Annotated in this window: 20 protein-coding genes; 9 read left to right on the top strand and 11 right to left on the bottom strand. The window is 45.0% G+C overall.

Annotation, left to right across the window (positions count from 1 at the left end):
- Window positions 1–100: 100 nt before the first annotated feature.
- On the top strand, window positions 101–937 hold the full coding sequence (locus tag ACLWOR_RS01685; RefSeq protein ID WP_413938931.1) for a murein L,D-transpeptidase catalytic domain family protein: 837 nt from the start codon (window positions 101–103) through the stop codon (window positions 935–937).
- Here the strand turns inward: ACLWOR_RS01685 and ACLWOR_RS01680 are convergent.
- The 3 genes from ACLWOR_RS01680 to ACLWOR_RS01670 form a co-directional block, all read right to left on the bottom strand.
- Window positions 934–2,259 carry a threonine/serine ThrE exporter family protein gene (locus ACLWOR_RS01680; RefSeq protein WP_413938930.1) on the bottom strand — a complete coding sequence of 442 codons (1,326 nt, stop codon included), beginning with the start codon at window positions 2,257–2,259 and terminating at the stop codon, window positions 934–936. The genes ACLWOR_RS01685 and ACLWOR_RS01680 overlap by 4 nt on opposite strands.
- Window positions 2,260–2,331: 72 nt before the next feature.
- Window positions 2,332–3,003 carry a glutathione S-transferase family protein gene (locus ACLWOR_RS01675; protein WP_413938929.1) on the bottom strand — a complete coding sequence of 224 codons (672 nt, stop codon included), beginning with the start codon at window positions 3,001–3,003 and terminating at the stop codon, window positions 2,332–2,334.
- 10 nt (window positions 3,004–3,013) lie between these two features.
- On the bottom strand, window positions 3,014–3,544 hold the full coding sequence (locus ACLWOR_RS01670) for a hypothetical protein (RefSeq protein WP_413938928.1): 531 nt from the start codon (window positions 3,542–3,544) through the stop codon (window positions 3,014–3,016).
- A 135-nt stretch (window positions 3,545–3,679) separates the two neighbouring features.
- On the opposite strand from ACLWOR_RS01670, the gene ACLWOR_RS01665 reads away from it, so the two are divergent.
- On the top strand, window positions 3,680–4,003 hold the full coding sequence (locus ACLWOR_RS01665; RefSeq protein ID WP_413938927.1) for a hypothetical protein: 324 nt from the start codon (window positions 3,680–3,682) through the stop codon (window positions 4,001–4,003).
- A gap of 201 nt (window positions 4,004–4,204) precedes the next feature.
- Window positions 4,205–6,463, top strand: a complete 2,259-nt coding sequence (locus tag ACLWOR_RS01660; RefSeq protein WP_413938926.1) for an aconitate hydratase — start codon at window positions 4,205–4,207, stop codon at window positions 6,461–6,463.
- 149 nt (window positions 6,464–6,612) lie between these two features.
- Here ACLWOR_RS01660 and ACLWOR_RS01655 read toward each other — a convergent pair whose 3' ends face one another.
- Window positions 6,613–7,638: a PAS domain-containing protein gene (locus tag ACLWOR_RS01655; RefSeq protein ID WP_413938925.1), complete on the bottom strand. Its 1,026-nt coding sequence runs from the start codon at window positions 7,636–7,638 to the stop codon at window positions 6,613–6,615.
- A gap of 178 nt (window positions 7,639–7,816) precedes the next feature.
- Between ACLWOR_RS01655 and ACLWOR_RS01650 the strand changes: the two genes are divergently transcribed.
- On the top strand, window positions 7,817–8,488 hold the full coding sequence (locus ACLWOR_RS01650) for a DUF1566 domain-containing protein (RefSeq protein ID WP_413938924.1): 672 nt from the start codon (window positions 7,817–7,819) through the stop codon (window positions 8,486–8,488).
- 9 nt (window positions 8,489–8,497) lie between these two features.
- Here ACLWOR_RS01650 and ACLWOR_RS01645 read toward each other — a convergent pair whose 3' ends face one another.
- The gene (locus ACLWOR_RS01645; RefSeq protein ID WP_413938923.1) at window positions 8,498–9,967 is read right to left on the bottom strand and encodes a hypothetical protein; all 1,470 of its coding nucleotides are present in this window, start codon (window positions 9,965–9,967) and stop codon (window positions 8,498–8,500) included.
- 102 nt (window positions 9,968–10,069) lie between these two features.
- Window positions 10,070–10,204, bottom strand: a complete 135-nt coding sequence (locus ACLWOR_RS01640) for a hypothetical protein (protein WP_413938922.1) — start codon at window positions 10,202–10,204, stop codon at window positions 10,070–10,072.
- A 221-nt stretch (window positions 10,205–10,425) separates the two neighbouring features.
- Between ACLWOR_RS01640 and ACLWOR_RS01635 the strand changes: the two genes are divergently transcribed.
- A complete protein-coding gene (locus ACLWOR_RS01635; protein ID WP_413938921.1) occupies window positions 10,426–10,794 on the top strand; it encodes a hypothetical protein in 369 nt (122 codons plus the stop codon).
- Between the two features lies 1 nt (window position 10,795).
- Here the strand turns inward: ACLWOR_RS01635 and ACLWOR_RS01630 are convergent, their stop codons facing one another.
- On the bottom strand, window positions 10,796–11,329 hold the full coding sequence (locus ACLWOR_RS01630; RefSeq protein ID WP_413938920.1) for a hypothetical protein: 534 nt from the start codon (window positions 11,327–11,329) through the stop codon (window positions 10,796–10,798).
- A gap of 173 nt (window positions 11,330–11,502) precedes the next feature.
- Here ACLWOR_RS01630 and ACLWOR_RS01625 point away from each other — a divergent pair, with 173 nt between their 5' ends.
- Together ACLWOR_RS01625 and ACLWOR_RS01620 are read left to right on the top strand one after the other, a co-directional pair.
- Window positions 11,503–12,012: a hypothetical protein gene (locus tag ACLWOR_RS01625; RefSeq protein WP_413938919.1), complete on the top strand. Its 510-nt coding sequence runs from the start codon at window positions 11,503–11,505 to the stop codon at window positions 12,010–12,012.
- A gap of 87 nt (window positions 12,013–12,099) precedes the next feature.
- Window positions 12,100–12,432, top strand: a complete 333-nt coding sequence (locus tag ACLWOR_RS01620; protein ID WP_413938918.1) for a hypothetical protein — start codon at window positions 12,100–12,102, stop codon at window positions 12,430–12,432.
- A gap of 83 nt (window positions 12,433–12,515) precedes the next feature.
- On the opposite strand, the gene ACLWOR_RS01615 is transcribed toward ACLWOR_RS01620, so the two are convergent.
- Window positions 12,516–12,962 carry a hypothetical protein gene (locus tag ACLWOR_RS01615; RefSeq protein WP_413938917.1) on the bottom strand — a complete coding sequence of 149 codons (447 nt, stop codon included), beginning with the start codon at window positions 12,960–12,962 and terminating at the stop codon, window positions 12,516–12,518.
- A gap of 389 nt (window positions 12,963–13,351) precedes the next feature.
- Between ACLWOR_RS01615 and ACLWOR_RS01610 the strand changes: the two genes are divergently transcribed.
- Complete coding sequence (locus ACLWOR_RS01610) at window positions 13,352–13,654, top strand: hypothetical protein (protein WP_413938916.1); 303 nt, start codon at window positions 13,352–13,354, stop codon at window positions 13,652–13,654.
- A 28-nt stretch (window positions 13,655–13,682) separates the two neighbouring features.
- On the opposite strand, the gene ACLWOR_RS01605 is transcribed toward ACLWOR_RS01610, so the two are convergent.
- Both ACLWOR_RS01605 and ACLWOR_RS01600 read right to left on the bottom strand, forming a co-directional pair.
- Window positions 13,683–14,186, bottom strand: a complete 504-nt coding sequence (locus ACLWOR_RS01605) for a hypothetical protein (protein ID WP_413938915.1) — start codon at window positions 14,184–14,186, stop codon at window positions 13,683–13,685.
- Between the two features lie 14 nt (window positions 14,187–14,200).
- Complete coding sequence (locus ACLWOR_RS01600) at window positions 14,201–14,974, bottom strand: substrate-binding periplasmic protein (protein WP_413938914.1); 774 nt, start codon at window positions 14,972–14,974, stop codon at window positions 14,201–14,203.
- Window positions 14,975–15,184: 210 nt separating this feature from the next.
- Here ACLWOR_RS01600 and ACLWOR_RS01595 point away from each other — a divergent pair, with 210 nt between their 5' ends.
- Window positions 15,185–16,717: a carboxylesterase/lipase family protein gene (locus tag ACLWOR_RS01595; protein ID WP_413938913.1), complete on the top strand. Its 1,533-nt coding sequence runs from the start codon at window positions 15,185–15,187 to the stop codon at window positions 16,715–16,717.
- Here the strand turns inward: ACLWOR_RS01595 and ACLWOR_RS01590 are convergent, their stop codons facing one another.
- Window positions 16,718–17,884, bottom strand: a complete 1,167-nt coding sequence (locus tag ACLWOR_RS01590; RefSeq protein WP_413938912.1) for a hypothetical protein — start codon at window positions 17,882–17,884, stop codon at window positions 16,718–16,720.
- Window positions 17,885–17,918: the final 34 nt, after the last annotated feature.

Raw genomic sequence — 17,918 nt, 5'->3', positions numbered from 1 at the left:
CCTCTGTCACGGAGGCTTTTTTATTTTCGAAAAGGACCCCTGTCCGCTCTGGGAAAGTTGATTTTCTTGTGCAATAAGTGCTCAATTAAACGGAGTGGTTATGGGTGGACTTCGAATTCTTTTTATCAGTATAGCTTTAGTGTCGGCGTATCTACATGCGAACGCCGCACCTTCGGAACAAGTCATTAAAAAAGTTCTGCAGCAAGGTGTTCCCGCTGAAGCGTTTGATCAAATGCTGCGCTTTATGGAAGAAAATAAAGGCCGTAGCTTTCAACAAGATATCTATACGTGCGACGGACAAGACCGCGATAACGTCAAACCTTGCGAAGAATCTAAACGCAACAAAAGTTCAACTCACGTGACGTTGGGAAATCCCACATTTGTCGCGATCGTGGATTACAGTGCACCTTCGACCAAAAGACGTTTTTTCCTGATCAACCTTAAATCAGGCGAAGTAAAAGCATTTTATACTTCGCACGGAATTGGTTCTGGTAAAGGGAATTACGCGTATAAATTTAGTAACACCAAAGACTCGCGCCAAACTTCACTTGGTATGTACTTAACGGGTGATACATACAGAGGATCTTATGGTCCAACGCTTCGTATGTATGGCCTTGAAAGATCCAACGACCAAGCCTACAACCGCGATATCGTTTTGCATGGCGCTTGGTATGTGGGTGAGGACTTTATTAAAACTATCAATCCAAAAACCAAAGAACCATTTGGTCGTTTGGGTTTAAGTTGGGGATGTCCTGCGGTTTCTTTGTCTGTGGTTGAGAAAATTGCGCCGCTTCTTAAAAACGGCAGCTTGGTTTTGCATTATCACGGTAAGCTTCAAGAACGCGCATTAAGTGGTCTTGAAGTGCGTTTAGATGATCCAACAAACGTGACACCTGTTACAGAGTCTGACGATAGCTCCGGAGAACAAGGCTCTTAAGAGGGCGGAGTTTGTGGCGTCTTAACTTGTTTGCCCCGAGGGAAAATCGGGGCCACGACCAAATCATAAATCCAAGTTCCAATCAGCGTTCCAATTCCTGTTGAAATAATCGCGATCACGGTGATGACAAAATCCTGCATTCCATCGAGCTGACTTTTTCCTATAAGACGTCCTAAACCTGAAACTGCAACGGCCGTCGGCACCAAAAACCACAGTGTTGGTAAATACAAAATTAGAAATGGTGGGCCCTTTATTTTTTCGCTGATAAAATAACAAAGGGGTGTGGCAATCATCGAGGCAAATAACAATCCTGAGAACTCTCCTAACGTCGCCCGCAGTAAGGATTGCGCAAGGAATGTCACGATGACCACGGCAAGAATCCATCCATAGGATTTTTTCGGGGCGCACATATTAAAATACAATCCTGATGCAAATAAGAAGGCTCCCAAGAGGCCCGCGTATTGGACTTGTATGCTCTCATAAACTTCACTTGAGGGGAGACGAATTAACAAAACGGCTGCTGTCATCCCAAGGGTCAAAAGAACTAACTGAAAAAGAGCTGTCATAAAGCGACTTGCTCCGGAAACAATATCACCGATGGCAAGTTCAATCGTTGCTGTCGCCATCGCTCCGCCGGGCAAGAAAATAACAAGAGCAGGGATGACGGGCTTTAAAGTTGCTGCTCCCACATGAAAGTAATCCAGCACAAGTGCCAGTGTCGTCACGGAAAAGCTTGCGATAGAGGGAAGCAGAACTGAAAAATACCCCCGCGGAAGTGCGCGCAGACGAAACACCGCCACGATCACAGCCAGTACTCCTGTCACGATAAGCTCTCGCCATGAAGGGGACAGATTGAGGAGGACTCCTTCTGCTAACAAAACATAACCTAGAATTCTTTTCTCTGGAGTAAAGCGCGGAGCTAATTTCTCGATTTCTTGCAAACGATTTTGTCCGTCAAGTGGGGGAACAAAATCGGTTGCGCATTTATCAGCAAGTTTAAAAATTTCTGACGTTTGGTCAAAACGATAGGATTGAACAGTTTCACTGCTGAAGCTTACCAGCGGGCGCGCCTTGGATTCAAATTTGATAAAGAGAGCCGTCGGCAGACTCATGATATTGACGCGTTTTAAGTTATAACGGGCGCCAATTTCGGCAAGCTTGGTTTGCACCACACCGACAGACGAACCCGTGCCTAAGAGTGACATGCCTAAGAGAGACATGAAATTTAGAATCATGGCATCGTTCTCGGTCGAGATTTCTTCAAGAGCGTGCTCTGTTTCTATTTTTTTTGCGACTTCTTTAGGGACGACGGTTTCTGCCATTCTTCAAGCATCGCCTTGATTTTCGCAAAAGAAAATCATGCTGAAACGCCTGTGCAAACTGACAGAAACAAATTATTTAAATACCGCTGTATTGTTCTTTTCTTGAAGCGCTTCCTGAACCCAGAATTGAACACCGTGGTGGTCTTGGATATTTTGCATATACGCAAGAACGTTTTTGTCTTTGATTTTTACCCCATAAGACAAAAAGCGGAATACAAATGGTGCATAGAAAGCATCGGCAATACAGAAGTCCCCAAAGAGGTAAGGCCCGTGACTTTTCTTAAGAGCGTCTTTCCAAAGTTGCAAAATTCTCTCGATGTCAGCGATCGTTCCTGGAAACAAGTGACGAGCTTTCGATTTTAATTGCAGATCCATGCTGAGTTGTCCACGCAAAGTCGCAAATCCCGAATGAGCTTCAGCTGCATAACTGCGAGCGGTCGCGCGCAGAACAGGATCTGCGGGCCACAGTTGCGCTTCAGGTGAAAGTTCATTTAAATATTCTGCAATCGCCAAAGAATCCCAAACTTGCAGTCCTTTGTGTTTAAGAACGGGAACTTTTCCAGACGGCGAGTGCTTTGCAATCGCGGCCGCTGTTTTTGGGCCGTCAAGTTTCACCATCGTTTCTTTAAACGGCAAACCGGATTGCACGGCAACAAGCCACGCACGCATCGACCAAGACGAATAAGCTTTATCGCCAATAACAAGTTCAAAAAGTGGTTTGTCGCTGTGAACGTGGTAAGCCATAAATAGTCCTTTAGTGTTTCAAGTAGTAGGGCGGAGATTCCGTGTCTTGATGGCGCTTCGCGGGTGTTGATCCATCTGCTTTTAAAGTTGGAGCGCCAATGAAAGCTTCCGTTTGTCCATTGTGTTCATTCACTTCAAAAATAGAATAAATCACTTGGCCTTTTTTAGGAGCGGCAAAATCCTGACACTGATGACCGGTCACAATTTGACGGACATTGGTTTGCCAGTTTTTTAATTCGCAAAACGCAATTTCATTCAAAGCGCGCGTCACATCTTCACGAGTTGAGATGTAGGAAACTTCAAGCGTCGTCATGTCGATATTTTGACGATCTTGTTTTACTTTCGATTTCGTTTCAAATACGAGGTAGCTCTCTTTACAAGTCTCATCGACGTAAGCGGTGTGAGTGACAGTCCACGCGGTGTCGACGATTTGAATTTTTGACGTCAACATATCGTCATCACCCGCAACAAAGCAGGGACGTTCAAAAGTTTGAGTGGACGCAAAAGACAGTGAAATAAGAGTGAAAAGTGCTGTAATCATGTGCAAAAGCCTATCATTGGGCCTTTTTCGTTCTCAAGAGGTTTTCGGTTGTAAGATAGGCAGGGATTGGATTTGCCAGACTTGTGGCGTCAAAAATAGAACTCTCACGTCGTCAAAACTTAAATAGGAGATCCCATGAAATTGCTTATCGCTATTGCGACTCTTTTGTCTGCGTCTACAACATTGGCTGCGAATCTTTGCACTCGCTATGAAAAACGTCCTGAATATATCACGGCTATCAAAGCTGTTGCTGAATATGAGAAATACACATTCGAGCAAGTTTGCAACAGCCCGAACATTTTGGATATCGAAGCTCAACCCTCACACATCGTGACTCCAAACGGTGACGTCATCCCTCACGTTCAAATCCAATTGCACTCTTCCTACAACAGCTGCCTGTACATGGTGAACGACGTGAATCACACCATCACATCCCGCAACTGCTACTCTGGCTGGTAATTGAGGCCAATTGCGAGTTCTTATTGAGGGAGCTTCTCATGTTCCCTCAATACTCGCAGATTTCCCGCGTTTCCCTCTCAAAATCGTGCTAATATAGCCTGCAAAGAGCGCCTTAATGCCTAGCGCCAAGTGTCTGAATTATTGAGCTTTCAACTGATTTTCATTAGGATGGGGCGTTCTCAATAGAAAGGCAGTTTAGCTATGGCTTCAAAAATCGAAACGACGCCAGAAATGGTGAAGAACGTTTACTCAAAAACAGCTGAAAGATTGGCTGTTGTTCGTAACAGATTGAACCGCCCATTAACTTTGGCGGAAAAAATTCTTTTTGGTCACTTGGATGATCCTCAAAATCAAGAACTTGTTCGTGGTGAGAGTTTCCTTCTTTTGAGACCAGACCGTGTAGCGATGCAAGATGCGACAGCGCAAATGGCTTTGTTGCAATTCATGCTTGCTGGAAAATCTGAAGCAGCTGTGCCTTCAACGGTCCACTGTGATCACTTGATCCAAGCGTACAAAGGTAAAGATGCGGACATGAACGCTTCGAACATGTCGAACAAAGAAGTGTTCGAGTTCTTGGCGACAACTTCTTCTCGTTACAATATCGGCTTCTGGAGACCAGGCGCTGGTATTATCCATCAAGTTATCCTTGAGAACTATGCGTTCCCAGGTGGTTTGATGATCGGTACAGACTCTCACACTCCAAATGCGGGTGGTTTGGGTATGTGCGCAGTCGGTGTCGGTGGATCTGACGCTTCTGACGTCATGGTTGGTCTTCCTTGGGAAGTTAAAAATCCAAAATTGATCGGTGTTCACCTTAAAGGTAAATTGACTGGTTGGGCTTCTGCGAAAGACGTGATCTTGAAACTTTGCGGAATGCTAACAGTTAAAGGTGGAACAGATAAAATTGTTGAGTACTTCGGTGAAGGCACTCAGTCAATTTCTTGTACTGGTAAAGCAACTATCACAAACATGGGTGCTGAACTTGGTGCGACTTGCTCTGTATTCCCATACGACGACCGCATGGGCGGTTACTTGAAATCAACAGGCCGTGCGGAACTTGCTGACATCGCAGCTGCTCACAAAGATATTTTGAGTGCAGACGCTGACGTTGTTGCAAACCCAGGTAAATACTTCGACGAAGTATACGAAATCGATTTGTCTGCGCTTGAGCCACACTTGGTTGGTCCTCACTCTCCAGACATCGCTCGTCCGATCAGCGCTATCAAAAAAGAAGCCGCTGAAAAAGGCTACACTGTTGAGATCTCTTCTGCATTGATCGGTTCTTGCACGAATTCTTCATACGAAGATATCGGTCGCGCCGCTTTCGTTGCAAAACAAGCAATGGATATCGGTGTGAAAATGAATCAACCATTCTTGGTTTCTCCGGGTTCAACACAAATCCAAAAAACAATCGAGCGCGATGGTCAAATGGCGACATTTAACCAAGTAGGTGCAACTGTTCTTGCGAACGCTTGCGGTCCTTGCATCGGTCAATGGAAACGTGACGACGTAAAAACGGGAACTAAAAATACAATCGTGACTTCATTCAACCGTAACTTCCGTGGTCGTAACGACGCGAACCCAGAAACTTTGGCGTTCATCGGTTCACCAGAAGTGGTCATGGCTTTGGGTCTTGCGGGTCGCTTGGATTTCAATCCAATGACTGACGAACTCAAAGGTCCAAAAGGTTCTGTGAAACTTCAAGCTCCAGTAGCTCCAGAGCTTCCAGCACAAGGTTTCATCCCAGACACTGAGGGTTACCAAAAACCTGCAGGAGCAGCAGCTCAAGTAGCGGTTTCTCCAACGTCTGATCGTTTGCAACTTTTGACTCCATTCACTAAATGGGATGGTAAAGACTTCGTCGACAATTACGTTCTTGCGAAAGCAAAAGGTAAATGTACAACGGATCATATCTCTCCGGGCGGTAAATGGTTGAACTACCGTGGTCACTTGGACAACATTTCTAACAACATGTTGTTGGGTGCGGATAACGCATTCACTGGTGAAATCGGTAAAGGTAAGAGCCAACTTGACGGCACAACTCACGAGTTCGCACAAGTCGCTCGTCAGTACCAAAAAGCCGGCAAGCAATGGATCATCGTGGGTGACGAAAACTACGGTGAAGGTTCTTCACGTGAACACGCGGCGATGTCTCCAAGATTCTTGGGTTGCACAGCAGTGGTTGTAAAATCATTCGCACGTATCCATGAAACAAACTTGAAGAAACAAGGCGTATTAGCTTTGCACTTCATCAACGCAAAAGACTATGACAAAATCCAAGAAGACGACCAAGTATCATTGGTTGATTTGAAAGATTTGGCTCCAGGTAAGAACGTTAAGATGATCATCAAACACAAAGATGGTTCGTCTGAAACAATCGAATTGAAGCACACATACAACGCAGAACAACTTAAGTGGTTCCGCGCAGGTTCAGCATTGAACCTGATCCGCGGTCTTTAAGAGGTACGCCGTACCTTTTTGGAGCGCGGCGCATAATTGAGATTCGGAAAAGCCCACGACTGAAAGGTTGTGGGCTTTTTTATTTTTACGCTGCGGTGGCGGTTGCCTTTTGATGGCTTTGGAGAGTGCATTCAAAATAAAAAAGTATTTTAGGCGTGTGAGCTTTTGCCGATTGAACTAATGTTCAAAGAGATTTTTCCGATTGAAACCATCTTCCCTGTTTGATCAAGGATTGGAAAAATGGTTGAAAGATGTTTTGTTCCAACACCTTTATTCACGATGGTTTCATCAAAGGTCATAGACTTTTTTGATTTTTGAACTTCTTGTTCTATTTCTGAGCTTGCCGGGTCAACGTGGAAGAGGTCTCTTGCGTTTTGTCCTAACAGGGCTCCAGGCGACACACCAACCGAGCGAGCAAAGGCCGCGTTACAACTGGTGATAGTTCCGTCGATGTCTTTCACCATAAGCAGAAAAGGGCCGGAATCCATAATCTGTTGCATGCGAAGATGAAAATTGCGTTCGTCAGTCACATCGCGAGCAGAGGCGAATCGGACGCCAAGTTCGGCATCGGCCGCAGCACTCCAGCTTAAGAGTCGGTAGTTTCCATTAGCAGCACGGTACCGATTTTCAAAACCCACCGAACGCAGTCCCAGGTTCAACGCTTCAATATTTTGGCGAGTCGAATCTCGATCATCAGGATGGATAAACTCAAAAAAGGGCGTGGTCAGTAGCGTTTGTTCACTGTAGCCCAGGGTATTTACGAGAGATGTGCTGACTTTTTTAAGAACGCCGTCTTTGCCAGCAACAGCCATAAGGTCGCTGGAAATAGAAAAGAAACGATCCAAGGTGATTTGCGAACCTTCAGTTTCAGAAAGGCGCGCGAGAAGTCTTTTGTACTCGCGAAGTGCTTTCGCAGACTCGAGACTGGAGGAGTGGCAGGTGGCAATTCCAAAACAAGCTAACGCAGGAATCATCACCACGAAGGCAATAAATTGTGTTGTTGTGATTTCGACAAGGGCGATGCTGCCGATAGCGAAAAGAGCCGATAGAATCAAAATAGTAATCAAAGAAAACAGTGTGATCTTGTTTTGCAGCTGCCAGAAACTGAAATATTCGATCGGTTTCTTGTTTTCCTTCAGATCCAAATAGGGCCTCACAACCAGTTCTAGGATCATATATAACGTGTAGCGATGATTCAAGAGGTGCCGTAGGCAAGCGGCATCTTTTGGAGCGCAATGAGTCGAAAAATTTCGGGTAAATTGTCCTAAGACAGTTGTTGTTTACGGTACATCAGGAAACGGTTTCTATTGCCGCCATTTGCAAAACGGATCTCGTGCCACTAAGTTCGACGGCATGAGATTTATTTGGGTTCTATTTGTCATTTTATTCTGTCACCTTCATGCCAATGCCTTCATCTCTCTTCGGGTTGTAAGAGCGAAGCGTGTTCTCACTGGGTGTTATGCAAACTCCCTCGTTATTGGACAAACTTGCGCAGACGGAACGATTTATATTGGTCGTGACTCCATGAACAGAAAGTTAGTCACTCCTCCGGGGAACTGTACACATGAGCCGGGTGGTACTCATATGACAACACCCACGTCTCCATTTACACCGACTTGTTCGGGAACGACTGACAATAACGTAGCGAAAGCCTGGGGCGCTAATACCATTACGACGGGTTTTAATAGTCCGAATGATGGCAGGGCCAACACGATTGGTGCAGCTACAGGATATTCAGACACCCGTGCAACACGCTATTGCTATTTCATGCGCTACGGTGGATATGATGATTGGTATCTTCCAGCCCGTAACGAGTTGAATTTATTTTGGACGAACCGTTCACTTTTAAGCATGAATCCAGCGGTGGGAATTTTGACATCAGGACAGTATTATTTTTCTTCGACTGAATACAGTTCCACGCATGCTTACGTTCAACGCTTCAGTGATGGAACTCAAATTTCGGGCGGAAACAAAGATACTTCAGGAAACGGAAATGCCATTCGTTGCATTCGCCGTCACCCGTAACAAACTTTTTTAGCGACGAATCGGGCGGCGAACTATGTTGTTAGGACGAAGCGCATAGTGTATGAGAGTCGGGCGTCCTTCGAGATAATTTCTTTGATCGGCAATACGCATATTATCAAGATAAGCCTTGAGTTGCGCTGTCGTCATTGAGCGATGGTATTGAGCATAGTATCTCTCGTCAGCAGCTTTAAGGCGCTCTAGAAGTGTATTGCCGATTTGATTCACGACGGTGACAACTCCTAAAGTTTCCTTCGGGAAGTCGCGATCGAGGTTTGGAGCCTTGATGGCCTTTTGAATAAGCGGCCACAAAAAAGTCTTACGTGAAGGAAGCACTACATTTTTTGCTAAGTAGGCTTGAGGTGTATCATGAAAGTTGTATTGAAGGGCATTCACCCATCTCATGATTTCACCTAAGATCGCATCACGTTGGCGAGAGTCACGAACTAAGCGGTAGTCTGTCCAATCAAGAACCAACTCAAAGTTAGGATCTGTCGCAAGGTCATCGGGTGCATAGACGGGACCTTGTTCGATATTCATTTTCTCCATGAAGTCTTTGTTTGTGACATCAGTTTGGGAAAGAACTGCTGGGATCACAGTTTTGCCATCTGAAGCCCATTTAAAACTTGCACGCGCGACTTCTGCACAACCCATACGGCTTGGATCATCGATTTTTGAGAAGTAGTCGTAAGGAATCGGCTTGTTTTTTCCATCACCGTTTTGTGCCTTTTCAAGAGCAATGTCGGCAGCTTTAGCAGCAAGCTTTTGATCTTTCGGACGAAGAACTAAAAGGCGAGCATTTTCATTACGAAGTGCCCAAGGCATTTCATAAGTCGATACGCCAACACCGATATAAGATTCAATCGTACGTTCTTCACCGGTTTTTGGATTCACGTTCACCATGATCACGTGGCTGAATTTAGAACCTTGATCGGTGATTTGGGAAATCAGTGCACTCACGAATGAAACACCACGCGCCAGCATGACGTCGCCAGATTTAAATTTAAAATCACCTGGGAAGCTTGGAGAGATCTTATAAGCAGGGTATGCCGAATAGTCTTGAATCGGTGTCGCTTGTTTTTGGAAGTCAAGCGTGCTCGGATTAAGTGACGGCTGCTGAAATGCGAACTCACCAAGATAGTCACTGGTTTCACGAAGCGCAAAGAAAGCCGAACGAATTCCGCGTACACAAGCCGGGTTCGCACCGCCCAATTTTTTATGAAGCGCTAAACGAAGTTGCCAAATTTGTTCGATAGAGTCTTTTGAAAAGGCTTGCAGTTCTTCGTTTGAATAGCGATTCCAATCAGGGCTTGCCGAACTTTTCACGAAGGCATTTAAAAATGTCGGGCAAGTTTCATTGTTAAAACTTGAACTCTCAACAAATCGCAGAGCATCTTGAAATGTCCCGATAAGATCATGTTGCGGGTTTGCATAAACCGAAACTTGCGAAGAAAGTAAGAGGCCTAAAATGAGCTTTTTCATAGGCCTCAGTTTTACAGGAGTCGAGTCCGACTCTCCATAATGGACAACGGACACTGTAACGGGTTCACGACTGTCAAAAACTCAGTCAGCCTAAGGTCTCTCTTACAAATGAGAGACCGCTTGGATGGCAAGAATTCTGGCGCGAACAGCGAAAAAATAGCTTCTGCGCGCGGCTTTTTCGCTTTGTCGAGTGAGCTCCGTGATTTGCTGACTGAGAGTTTTAAATTCGTGTTTCATAACTACCTCCGATGAATTCATTTTCTCGAAGCAATGTGTAGTAAGAATGGAATTCAGACGAGAGATGTTCCGAACCCAGCCAAGACACCGACGGCTCTTTTGGAGAGGAGCAAGAATGGTCTGGTGTCTAATTTTTTTCCAAATTTGTGATCTGAAAACGTATAGCTTTGCATTCGGGAGGGCCAGAGATTTGCATATAAGATCGGGCTAAGAGGCTTGAAATGAAAAAACTAATGATCCTGATCGTGTCTGTGATGTCTTCTTCTTTGGCTTTTGCCGACCAGTACCCAATCTATGTAGAGGGAACGGAAAATATCTATTGCCGTCGCCATTTGGCGCTCTACGATCGAATTGCTGATCAAGATTTGCGTTTAGTTATGCAGGTCGAGGCTCAGATAGGGGAGCACCTTTATCGCCCGGGCTTTCCCTCAAAAATGCTTGTCGTGAGTCGAACTAAAGAATTCATGATCTCAGGTGCAGGTGATGTAGAACTCAGCTATATCTCACGCCAAGGCGAAGTCGGCTATAACATGTACTCTGCAAGCACTCAGTATTCTGTGAGTTCTTATTCTTGTATTAAAAAGAAATAGCTTATCTGCGAGAAGGCGGAGGAATCATGGGAGCCGCCTTGCGAATCTCGAGAGCCTTATTCTCATGAAAAGCATGAATCTGCTTTAAGAATTGAGCGTAAGAGCGAGCAGTGGCTTTTTTCGGAGCGGGAACACCGTTGTAGATATCTTCCCGCGCAATCCAACGAAGAGCAGTTGAAAGTTGAAAGATCCGCATTCCTGTTTCCACATCAAAGCTGTATTTGGTTTTGAGATCTTTATCGAGCTGAAAAATAAACGGATCACGAACGGGTAGGACAGAGAAATACAAAACTTCTTTGATCGCCTGTTGACAGATGGCTTCATCATTTTTGCGCTGACAATTTTTCCCTGAAACTGAGTTCTTACGAACCTTCGCAAGCTCATCACGGCTTTTTGCCAACCACTTTTGACTATCCACTTTCAGCTCAAACACCATGCGATGAAAAAGAGCGAAGGCCTCAGGACCTGAAAGATCCAGCGAAGCCGCGTGCGCCATCGAATGCATCGAAAAAAGAGCGAGAAGAAGGTATTTCATGAGGGGCATCTTGCCACGAGTTGCTCCCAAAGGCGGAGCATTTTTGGTCGTGAATGCTAATTTTACATTGGCCTTTGGTAGCATGCTTATTGCTTTAAAACGAAAAGGGCAGTCAGAGCGGATTGAATGCGTTTTTATTATCTTTTACTGCCAAAGAAAGGACAAAAAGCGTCATGAGAAAAAGCCTTATTCAGCTAATGACATTTGCATTGTTCATTTTCGTGTCAGGAACAGCACTGGCCCAAAACATCTCTTATAACAATTTGTTTGAACGAGCGTCGCGTTTGCAAGAGGGCTCCCTTCCCCAAAAAGGTCGTCATTCCTGCAAACAAAGCTTTTCGGTAGATCCTTACGGGGTGGAGGGGCGGCCTGTCCAAAGCTTTGCAAACAGCGTTGAGCAAGCCCAGGAAGACCTTTACGTCGTTTGCATTAAAAGAAAATGTGATTCTCTGGGTTTTCAGGTTTCAGCCGAAATGCAATTGATGCAGTCCATGTCCCGCGATGAGTTGTCGGGCTATTTGCAATCAATGGGAATCGCCAAAGAAGAAGTTTCATCTTTAGTGGCTAAGATTAAATCGGCTTCATCCTCGCAGGGGCGAACTGTGTCTTGTCAGAGTGTTTCTCTTCCGCTTCGAGTTCAATTGATGGACCTCTGCTTGAATACGCCAGTTGAGTGTCAATAGAACAGTAATTTAACAAAAGAAAATATTCTCCAGGTCCTCCCGAATTTTCGTGTGATAGAACGGCGAAAATTCCAGTGAAAGGATCTTATGAAAATCTTATTCCTTATCATGTCAGTAATTCTTGGCTCCGCTTTGGCCGGCGCCAAAACAATATGTACTTACACGTTGAAAGACCAAGCCTACTGGGAAGACGCCACAGGAACTCTTAATATTGGCGCAAAAAAGTTCCGCTGCGAAAGTTTGATGCTTCGTCAGGCTGGAGACATGATCACCCTGTGTAAAGATGTGCGGGCGAAAGTCACCAAACCGCAAGTTTACGACTATATCGTGAGCTTTGATGGAGCTGAGGGGAATTATTTTGTAACGACAGACCTTGATGGTCGCAATGTGATTTGTTCGGGTATCGCCAAAAACAAATAAAACAAGTCTTACGTGTTTTCGAGTCCAATAAAAAAGCCACAGCCTTTCGACTGTGGCTTTTAATTTTTTAGAAACTTTCAAAATTAGTAGAGATCTTTTGAGACCACGACGACAGCTTGGCCCTTGAGGTTGTAGCGTGTTTTAAATTGGGCGCGAGAGCGCATTTCAGAATTCGCCCAGCCTTCAATCGTTAGAATTCCTACTTTTGTACCTTGGTCATTTACCAACCAACGAACATACCAGTAAATTGTGCTAGAAGAATCATCCGGAACAATATTCGCGTCACTTACTGACCAAAGCGTAGGATTCAGATTTTTGAGTTCGGCCTCACTCAATGCAGAACCCACTTTTGCATTCAACACCGTTGCTGTGTCAGAAGATTTGCAAAATACTGCGTCGTTTTTATAGTCGATAGTTGCAGAAGGACAGAATTCTGGATTCACGTCTTCAAAATAAGAAAAGCGAGCGGCATTTGCGGAAGAAACAGAAAGCAAAAGAGCCGTAACTAAAAAGACAGACTTGATTTTCATATCGTCTCCAATTGTGACTTGTTCGAAGAGATTTTTATCAGAAACAAGCTGAAAACTGTGACTTGAAAAATACTTTATGAATTTATTCTAATAAGTGTTCATGCCCGAGTCGGTTTGCTCCCAAGTGTTTTACGAATTTCAGTGAAAAGCTGTCGATTCTGCAGTCAAACTCATTAATATACGAAAATTGCATATTAAATGATAATCTATTCATTTCAATGGGGGCGCCTTTTGCTTTAAACCCGTTGATAGGTCGAATGTTGTCTCAGAACGGCTGATGTTCGCCTGCGAAGGCTCAGGGAACAGGGCATTCTTACAAAGACTTGTTTTTAATAAAAACGCGACCGCAAGAAGTGGTAAATTACGCAAAATTTTTGACGGAGAATCATATGAAAAGATTAGTTCTGGCTCTTATGATGATGGGTGTTTCAAGCCTCACGCTCACAGCACAAGCAAATACAGTTTGTGAAGCTAAAGCAGAAGCGGCCGTTGCAAAATTTGTCGCAGAAGCGGATTACTACGACAAAGATGGCTTTGATGCGATCGAATGCGTTTTAGCGCCAAACAAAAAAGCTATTCTTTGTGATGTGGCTGCCAACAAAGGCGACGGGGCTGCAACAGACTCGTACCTTGTCGTACTTAATGAGTCTTGCACGCGGACTTACCGCGTTCAGCTGACGGGCGAAGAATAATTCCTTCTTATGAACTTTCACGATCTTATTAATGGTGAAAGTATCTTGGTCCAATAACCAGCCACGCATACAGGGCGATAATATTAAAAAATATCGCCCACATCAAACGACGACGGCTGACAGGTGAAAGAGGGCGTTCTGCGCGTAGAACGCGCGCACCCAAAATCATCGAGTACAAACTGCCAATAATCGGCAGGAAAATACATCCCAAAACTGAACTGAGCAGCGATTTTTTTGCCAGCTCCTGGGTTTGCACCAAAAGATCTTCTTGCGAGGGATTATTTTTTTCTTCAGCAATGCGGGATCTAGTATCATTCTGCAAGCGTTCCAGAGCTTGTGATGCTTTCAAAAATTCATCTTCAGGAATTTCAATTGTTAACGCCCCTAATGCGCCACCGAGGTGCGGGGCAATCGTGCGCATTTGTTGGTCGTGAAAACGGGGATTTAGGTGCATGCCCTCTAAGAGAGCTTTTACAACTTGTGCTTCGGTAAAATCAGCGACTTCCGTCAGAAAAACATACTTTGCAGGCATCTCTTAAGACTATGTTATTTGACTGAAGGGGCCAACTTTATTTTATGCTTTTCCGCGATACTATCTAGAAAGCCCGACTTTCGCAGTTCCCCGAGGGTCATATTAAAATCGCGAAGATCTTGTTCAGTTAAATTTTTTTTCGTGAAAACGACATGGTACAGAGTCGTGTCTTTGAGGCCGGGTACTTCCTTTAACTGACTTCGATTTCGTTCAATCCAATGTTTTCCGGTATCACAATTAGCATAAGTAAAGTTATAAGTATTGGCTTCCGTTTTGCGAAGGGCGGAGTTGTAATCGGGTTCCTGAAAAATTTTAATTTGTTGATTCGTGACTTCGTTGACCCGTTGCAGGCTCAGTTCCGTCGCGGAGGGGCCAAAGACTCCCACCGATTTTCCGATCAGGTTTTGATACGTCATATTGCTTTGGTAATTTCTTGGAGATGCATAAAAGCAGTAACCGGTTTCAAACAAAGGATCTGAGAAAGACAAAATAGCTTTGCGCTGTTCAGTTAAGGCCATCGGTCCACCGAAGTCCGCTTTTCCGGATTGAATCATATCGATGGCCGCACGAAAGGGAGCGATTTTGAACTTGCATTGCCACTTTCGTTTTTTGCAGACTTCGTTGACGACATCAAAGTAGGCGCCTTGAACTCCTTGCGAACCGGCTTTGTAGAAAAACGGTTCGATCTCGTGGCCGACATAGGTATAAACCTTGGATGGGGATGCAGACGCTCCTCTAACTACTTCAACCAATAAAATGCCCAGAACGAGTAAGATTTGCGATCTCATGGAAACACTTTAACGTTCGTAGGGAACGAGTAAAAGATAGGGTCTCCACGCTCTGCAGAAAAACATTTGGGCATCGAACTAAAATGTCATCTGTTTGAGGCTCCCATAAATGCCAAATTCAGCTTTTTTGTGTTTTTTGTGAGATTTTCGTCATTTCTTGATTGAAAGGAATAACAGGCGATGTATGAATGAGTATCCGTGAGGGGAATCATGCGTCCAAGTATCTTCATTATGATGATAGTTTGTTTGCTGGCGGGTGTTACGGCCTTGGCCAATCCTTACGTTCGCGCGACAGAGTCAGGATCTGTTCACGGTCGTCAATCCAAGTACAATACAATGGCCTTTCTGGGAATTCCCTATGCGGCTCCTCCGGTAGGGGCACTTCGTTGGAAAGCCCCACAGCCAGCACCCCCATGGTCGGGCACTTTTGAAGCAAAAGAGTTTGGGCCTGCGTGTGCACAAAAAGGAAATTTCTTTTCCAATGTTCCAGCAGAACAATTTGGCGAACCCATTGGTAGCGAAGATTGTCTGCACTTGAACATCTGGCGTCCTCGTCACGAGATTACACAAAAACGCCCGGTGGTCGTATGGATTCATGGTGGTTCTAATTTTAAAGGCACGGCTTCAGATCCTATGTACGACGGAGCTTATGTTTCCGCCCAATCTGAAGTTGTCTATGTCAGTATGAACTATCGCCTGGGCTTGCTGGGTGCGATTTCCTTGTCAGCGTTGCAAAATGAGGGAACGGATTTAGATCGCTCAGGAAATTTTGTGACGTTGGATTTGATCCGTGCGTTGCAATGGATTCAAGACAACATCGAAAACTTTGGTGGAGATAAAAACAACGTCACAATCATGGGACAGTCCGCGGGCTGCATGAATGTGTGGGGACTCTTGCAGTCACCGATGGCATCAGGACTTTTTCATAAAGCTGTTTGTTCCGCTGGTGTTCCAAATACTTATCCAAAAGCATTTGCACAAGCGCGTTCCCATGACTTTGTCGTGAACCTTGTGGTGCAAGCAGGGCTTGCAAAAGACGAGGACGCTGCGAAAAAGTTTTTAAAATCTAAAAGTGAAAAATGGGTTCATGATTTCTTGTATGAGCGACCGGTTGAAGAATTGGTGATGGCACAAGATTTCTTGATTCCGATTCAACACATTGTGGATGGTTTGGTTTTCCCACACGGCATGGAAGGTTTGGCATTTGGTGCTTTCAACCGTGTGCCTTTGATTTTAGGTGGAACGGTGGATGAAGGAACTTACCTCGCAGGCATGCCGTTTCTGCGCCCGACAGATAAAGAGCTGTGGGCGATGATTCAAAATCCACCACCGGATTTACAGGCCACAGATATTATCAAAACTTTAAATCTTCCAACGTACCGCGCGTATACCAAAATCGGATCCTTTGCGATTTCTGCGATGATGAAGGGGATTGCCTGGGGTTCGAAGATTTACGAAAACCGCGTGTATCGTTATGCTTTTGATTGGAAAGAAACACCGTCCCCGTGGCGCGAAGTTTTTGGTGCCGTTCATGGTATGGATGCGATGTTTTATCTTGGTAACTTTATCACCGATCAACCGAACTTTGCGCATTTTGCCTGGACACCAGAAAATAAAGAATCTCGCGAGGAATTACGTCGTCGCATGAATAAATATTTCCGTGGTTTCTTTTGGACGGGTGATGTGAATGCCGATATTCAAGATCCAGCCCAGCGTTGGGATGGCGATATCTTATTTAAGTAATTAATCCTGCCACACTTGCATGCAAGAATTTCTGTCAAGAGTCCGACCTTCGACTTTAGGATAAACTTGCTTCCAGCCCGGGCGCCCCAGACCTGAGGTATAGAAAAGCTGGTTGAATCCCGACGAACGAGATTTAAACTTCGATGGAAACAAAACAGCTTCAGTTGCAATACGAATCGTATTTTTCCAGATTTCTTTTTCTGCCGGAGTCGCGGGTTTCCCAGTCCACATGACACTGTTCATCGGAGCAGGCGGGCAGAGAGCATGAGTCAGCGAGTTGTTACGAGAGCCATCAGCTAAAGTTCTGTTCCATGCTGAGTATTTGTAGTTTGATGTAACAGCTTTTGAAATATCGCCTTTGCCGGCTTTGTGAGGGCCATGGATAAACTCCGCACGGCGTCCTGAGGCATTGGCGCGATTCAGTGATATGCGAGCGACGGCAGATGGGTAGTGCAGTCCATGACGGTAACAGCCTGCCATTTCTGCATACATCGTACGCGCCAGGGCATCAATATCAACCATGTCTTCTTGAGTGACGGGCTTGCCACCTTCTTTTTTAAGATTGGGAACGGCTTGCTTACTCATGTGCGGCATCACGTAAGTATCGTAGGTGATTTCTCCTGAGTACTTAGCTGGCAAGGCCTTGGGGTTCACAACGCATTTTCCGATGTATGGAGTGATGGCATCGGCGGTCGCAACTGTGTTTTGATTTTCCGTTACACGTTTTAAGTCAGCAGCTTGCTTCATCGGTTTGTAAGAGGGTTTGGCGACCTCAGTGGGAGGACATTCTTCTGGCTCAGGATCAGAACCAAAGAACGTCGCGAATTTTTGTTTCTTCAAGGAAGCTGATTCTACCCAACCGATGACGTTTTTCTTCTGAGCACGCTTTCCATCAGGATTGATACGATCATAAGAAAAAATGACTTGGACGTATTCTTTATCGATCACCTTTTTTTCGATAGAGTCATAGCTTGGAAGAGTCACGGGTGGGGAAACGATTTCAACATCAGATCTGTTGTCGATCCAACCAACGGCCTCACAGCCTTTGTTCTGAGCACAGACGCCATAGTCGACGCCAGGTTCAGTGAAGGCTGTCAGCCAGTCTTCGTTTTCACGGTCGACATAAACTTTCCCATAATAGTAGGGGTCTGCCGCAAATGAGCTCAAAGATGAAAATATAATAACTGCAACTACGAACAGA

The sequence above is a fragment of the Bdellovibrio sp. HCB2-146 genome (genome assembly GCF_047345725.1).
Taxonomy (GTDB): Bacteria; Bdellovibrionota; Bdellovibrionia; order Bdellovibrionales; family Bdellovibrionaceae; genus Bdellovibrio.
Note: the sequence above shows the minus strand (reverse complement) of the source record. Positions and strands in the feature narration are given on the sequence as shown.

Excerpts from the sequence above, each read along its gene's own strand:
- ACLWOR_RS01685 (WP_413938931.1), top strand. The coding sequence starts at position 101 with ATGGGTGGACTTCGAATTCTTTTTATCAGTATAGCTTTAGTGTCGGCG.
- ACLWOR_RS01680 (WP_413938930.1), bottom strand. The coding sequence starts at position 2,259 with ATGGCAGAAACCGTCGTCCCTAAAGAAGTCGCAAAAAAAATAGAAACA.
- ACLWOR_RS01675 (WP_413938929.1), bottom strand. The coding sequence starts at position 3,003 with ATGGCTTACCACGTTCACAGCGACAAACCACTTTTTGAACTTGTTATT.
- ACLWOR_RS01670 (WP_413938928.1), bottom strand. The coding sequence starts at position 3,544 with ATGATTACAGCACTTTTCACTCTTATTTCACTGTCTTTTGCGTCCACT.
- ACLWOR_RS01665 (WP_413938927.1), top strand. The coding sequence starts at position 3,680 with ATGAAATTGCTTATCGCTATTGCGACTCTTTTGTCTGCGTCTACAACA.
- ACLWOR_RS01660 (WP_413938926.1), top strand. The coding sequence starts at position 4,205 with ATGGCTTCAAAAATCGAAACGACGCCAGAAATGGTGAAGAACGTTTAC.
- ACLWOR_RS01655 (WP_413938925.1), bottom strand. The coding sequence starts at position 7,638 with ATGATCCTAGAACTGGTTGTGAGGCCCTATTTGGATCTGAAGGAAAAC.
- ACLWOR_RS01650 (WP_413938924.1), top strand. The coding sequence starts at position 7,817 with ATGAGATTTATTTGGGTTCTATTTGTCATTTTATTCTGTCACCTTCAT.
- ACLWOR_RS01645 (WP_413938923.1), bottom strand. The coding sequence starts at position 9,967 with ATGAAAAAGCTCATTTTAGGCCTCTTACTTTCTTCGCAAGTTTCGGTT.
- ACLWOR_RS01640 (WP_413938922.1), bottom strand. The coding sequence starts at position 10,204 with ATGAAACACGAATTTAAAACTCTCAGTCAGCAAATCACGGAGCTCACT.
- ACLWOR_RS01635 (WP_413938921.1), top strand. The coding sequence starts at position 10,426 with ATGAAAAAACTAATGATCCTGATCGTGTCTGTGATGTCTTCTTCTTTG.
- ACLWOR_RS01630 (WP_413938920.1), bottom strand. The coding sequence starts at position 11,329 with ATGAAATACCTTCTTCTCGCTCTTTTTTCGATGCATTCGATGGCGCAC.
- ACLWOR_RS01625 (WP_413938919.1), top strand. The coding sequence starts at position 11,503 with ATGAGAAAAAGCCTTATTCAGCTAATGACATTTGCATTGTTCATTTTC.
- ACLWOR_RS01620 (WP_413938918.1), top strand. The coding sequence starts at position 12,100 with ATGAAAATCTTATTCCTTATCATGTCAGTAATTCTTGGCTCCGCTTTG.
- ACLWOR_RS01615 (WP_413938917.1), bottom strand. The coding sequence starts at position 12,962 with ATGAAAATCAAGTCTGTCTTTTTAGTTACGGCTCTTTTGCTTTCTGTT.
- ACLWOR_RS01610 (WP_413938916.1), top strand. The coding sequence starts at position 13,352 with ATGAAAAGATTAGTTCTGGCTCTTATGATGATGGGTGTTTCAAGCCTC.
- ACLWOR_RS01605 (WP_413938915.1), bottom strand. The coding sequence starts at position 14,186 with ATGCCTGCAAAGTATGTTTTTCTGACGGAAGTCGCTGATTTTACCGAA.
- ACLWOR_RS01600 (WP_413938914.1), bottom strand. The coding sequence starts at position 14,974 with ATGAGATCGCAAATCTTACTCGTTCTGGGCATTTTATTGGTTGAAGTA.
- ACLWOR_RS01595 (WP_413938913.1), top strand. The coding sequence starts at position 15,185 with ATGCGTCCAAGTATCTTCATTATGATGATAGTTTGTTTGCTGGCGGGT.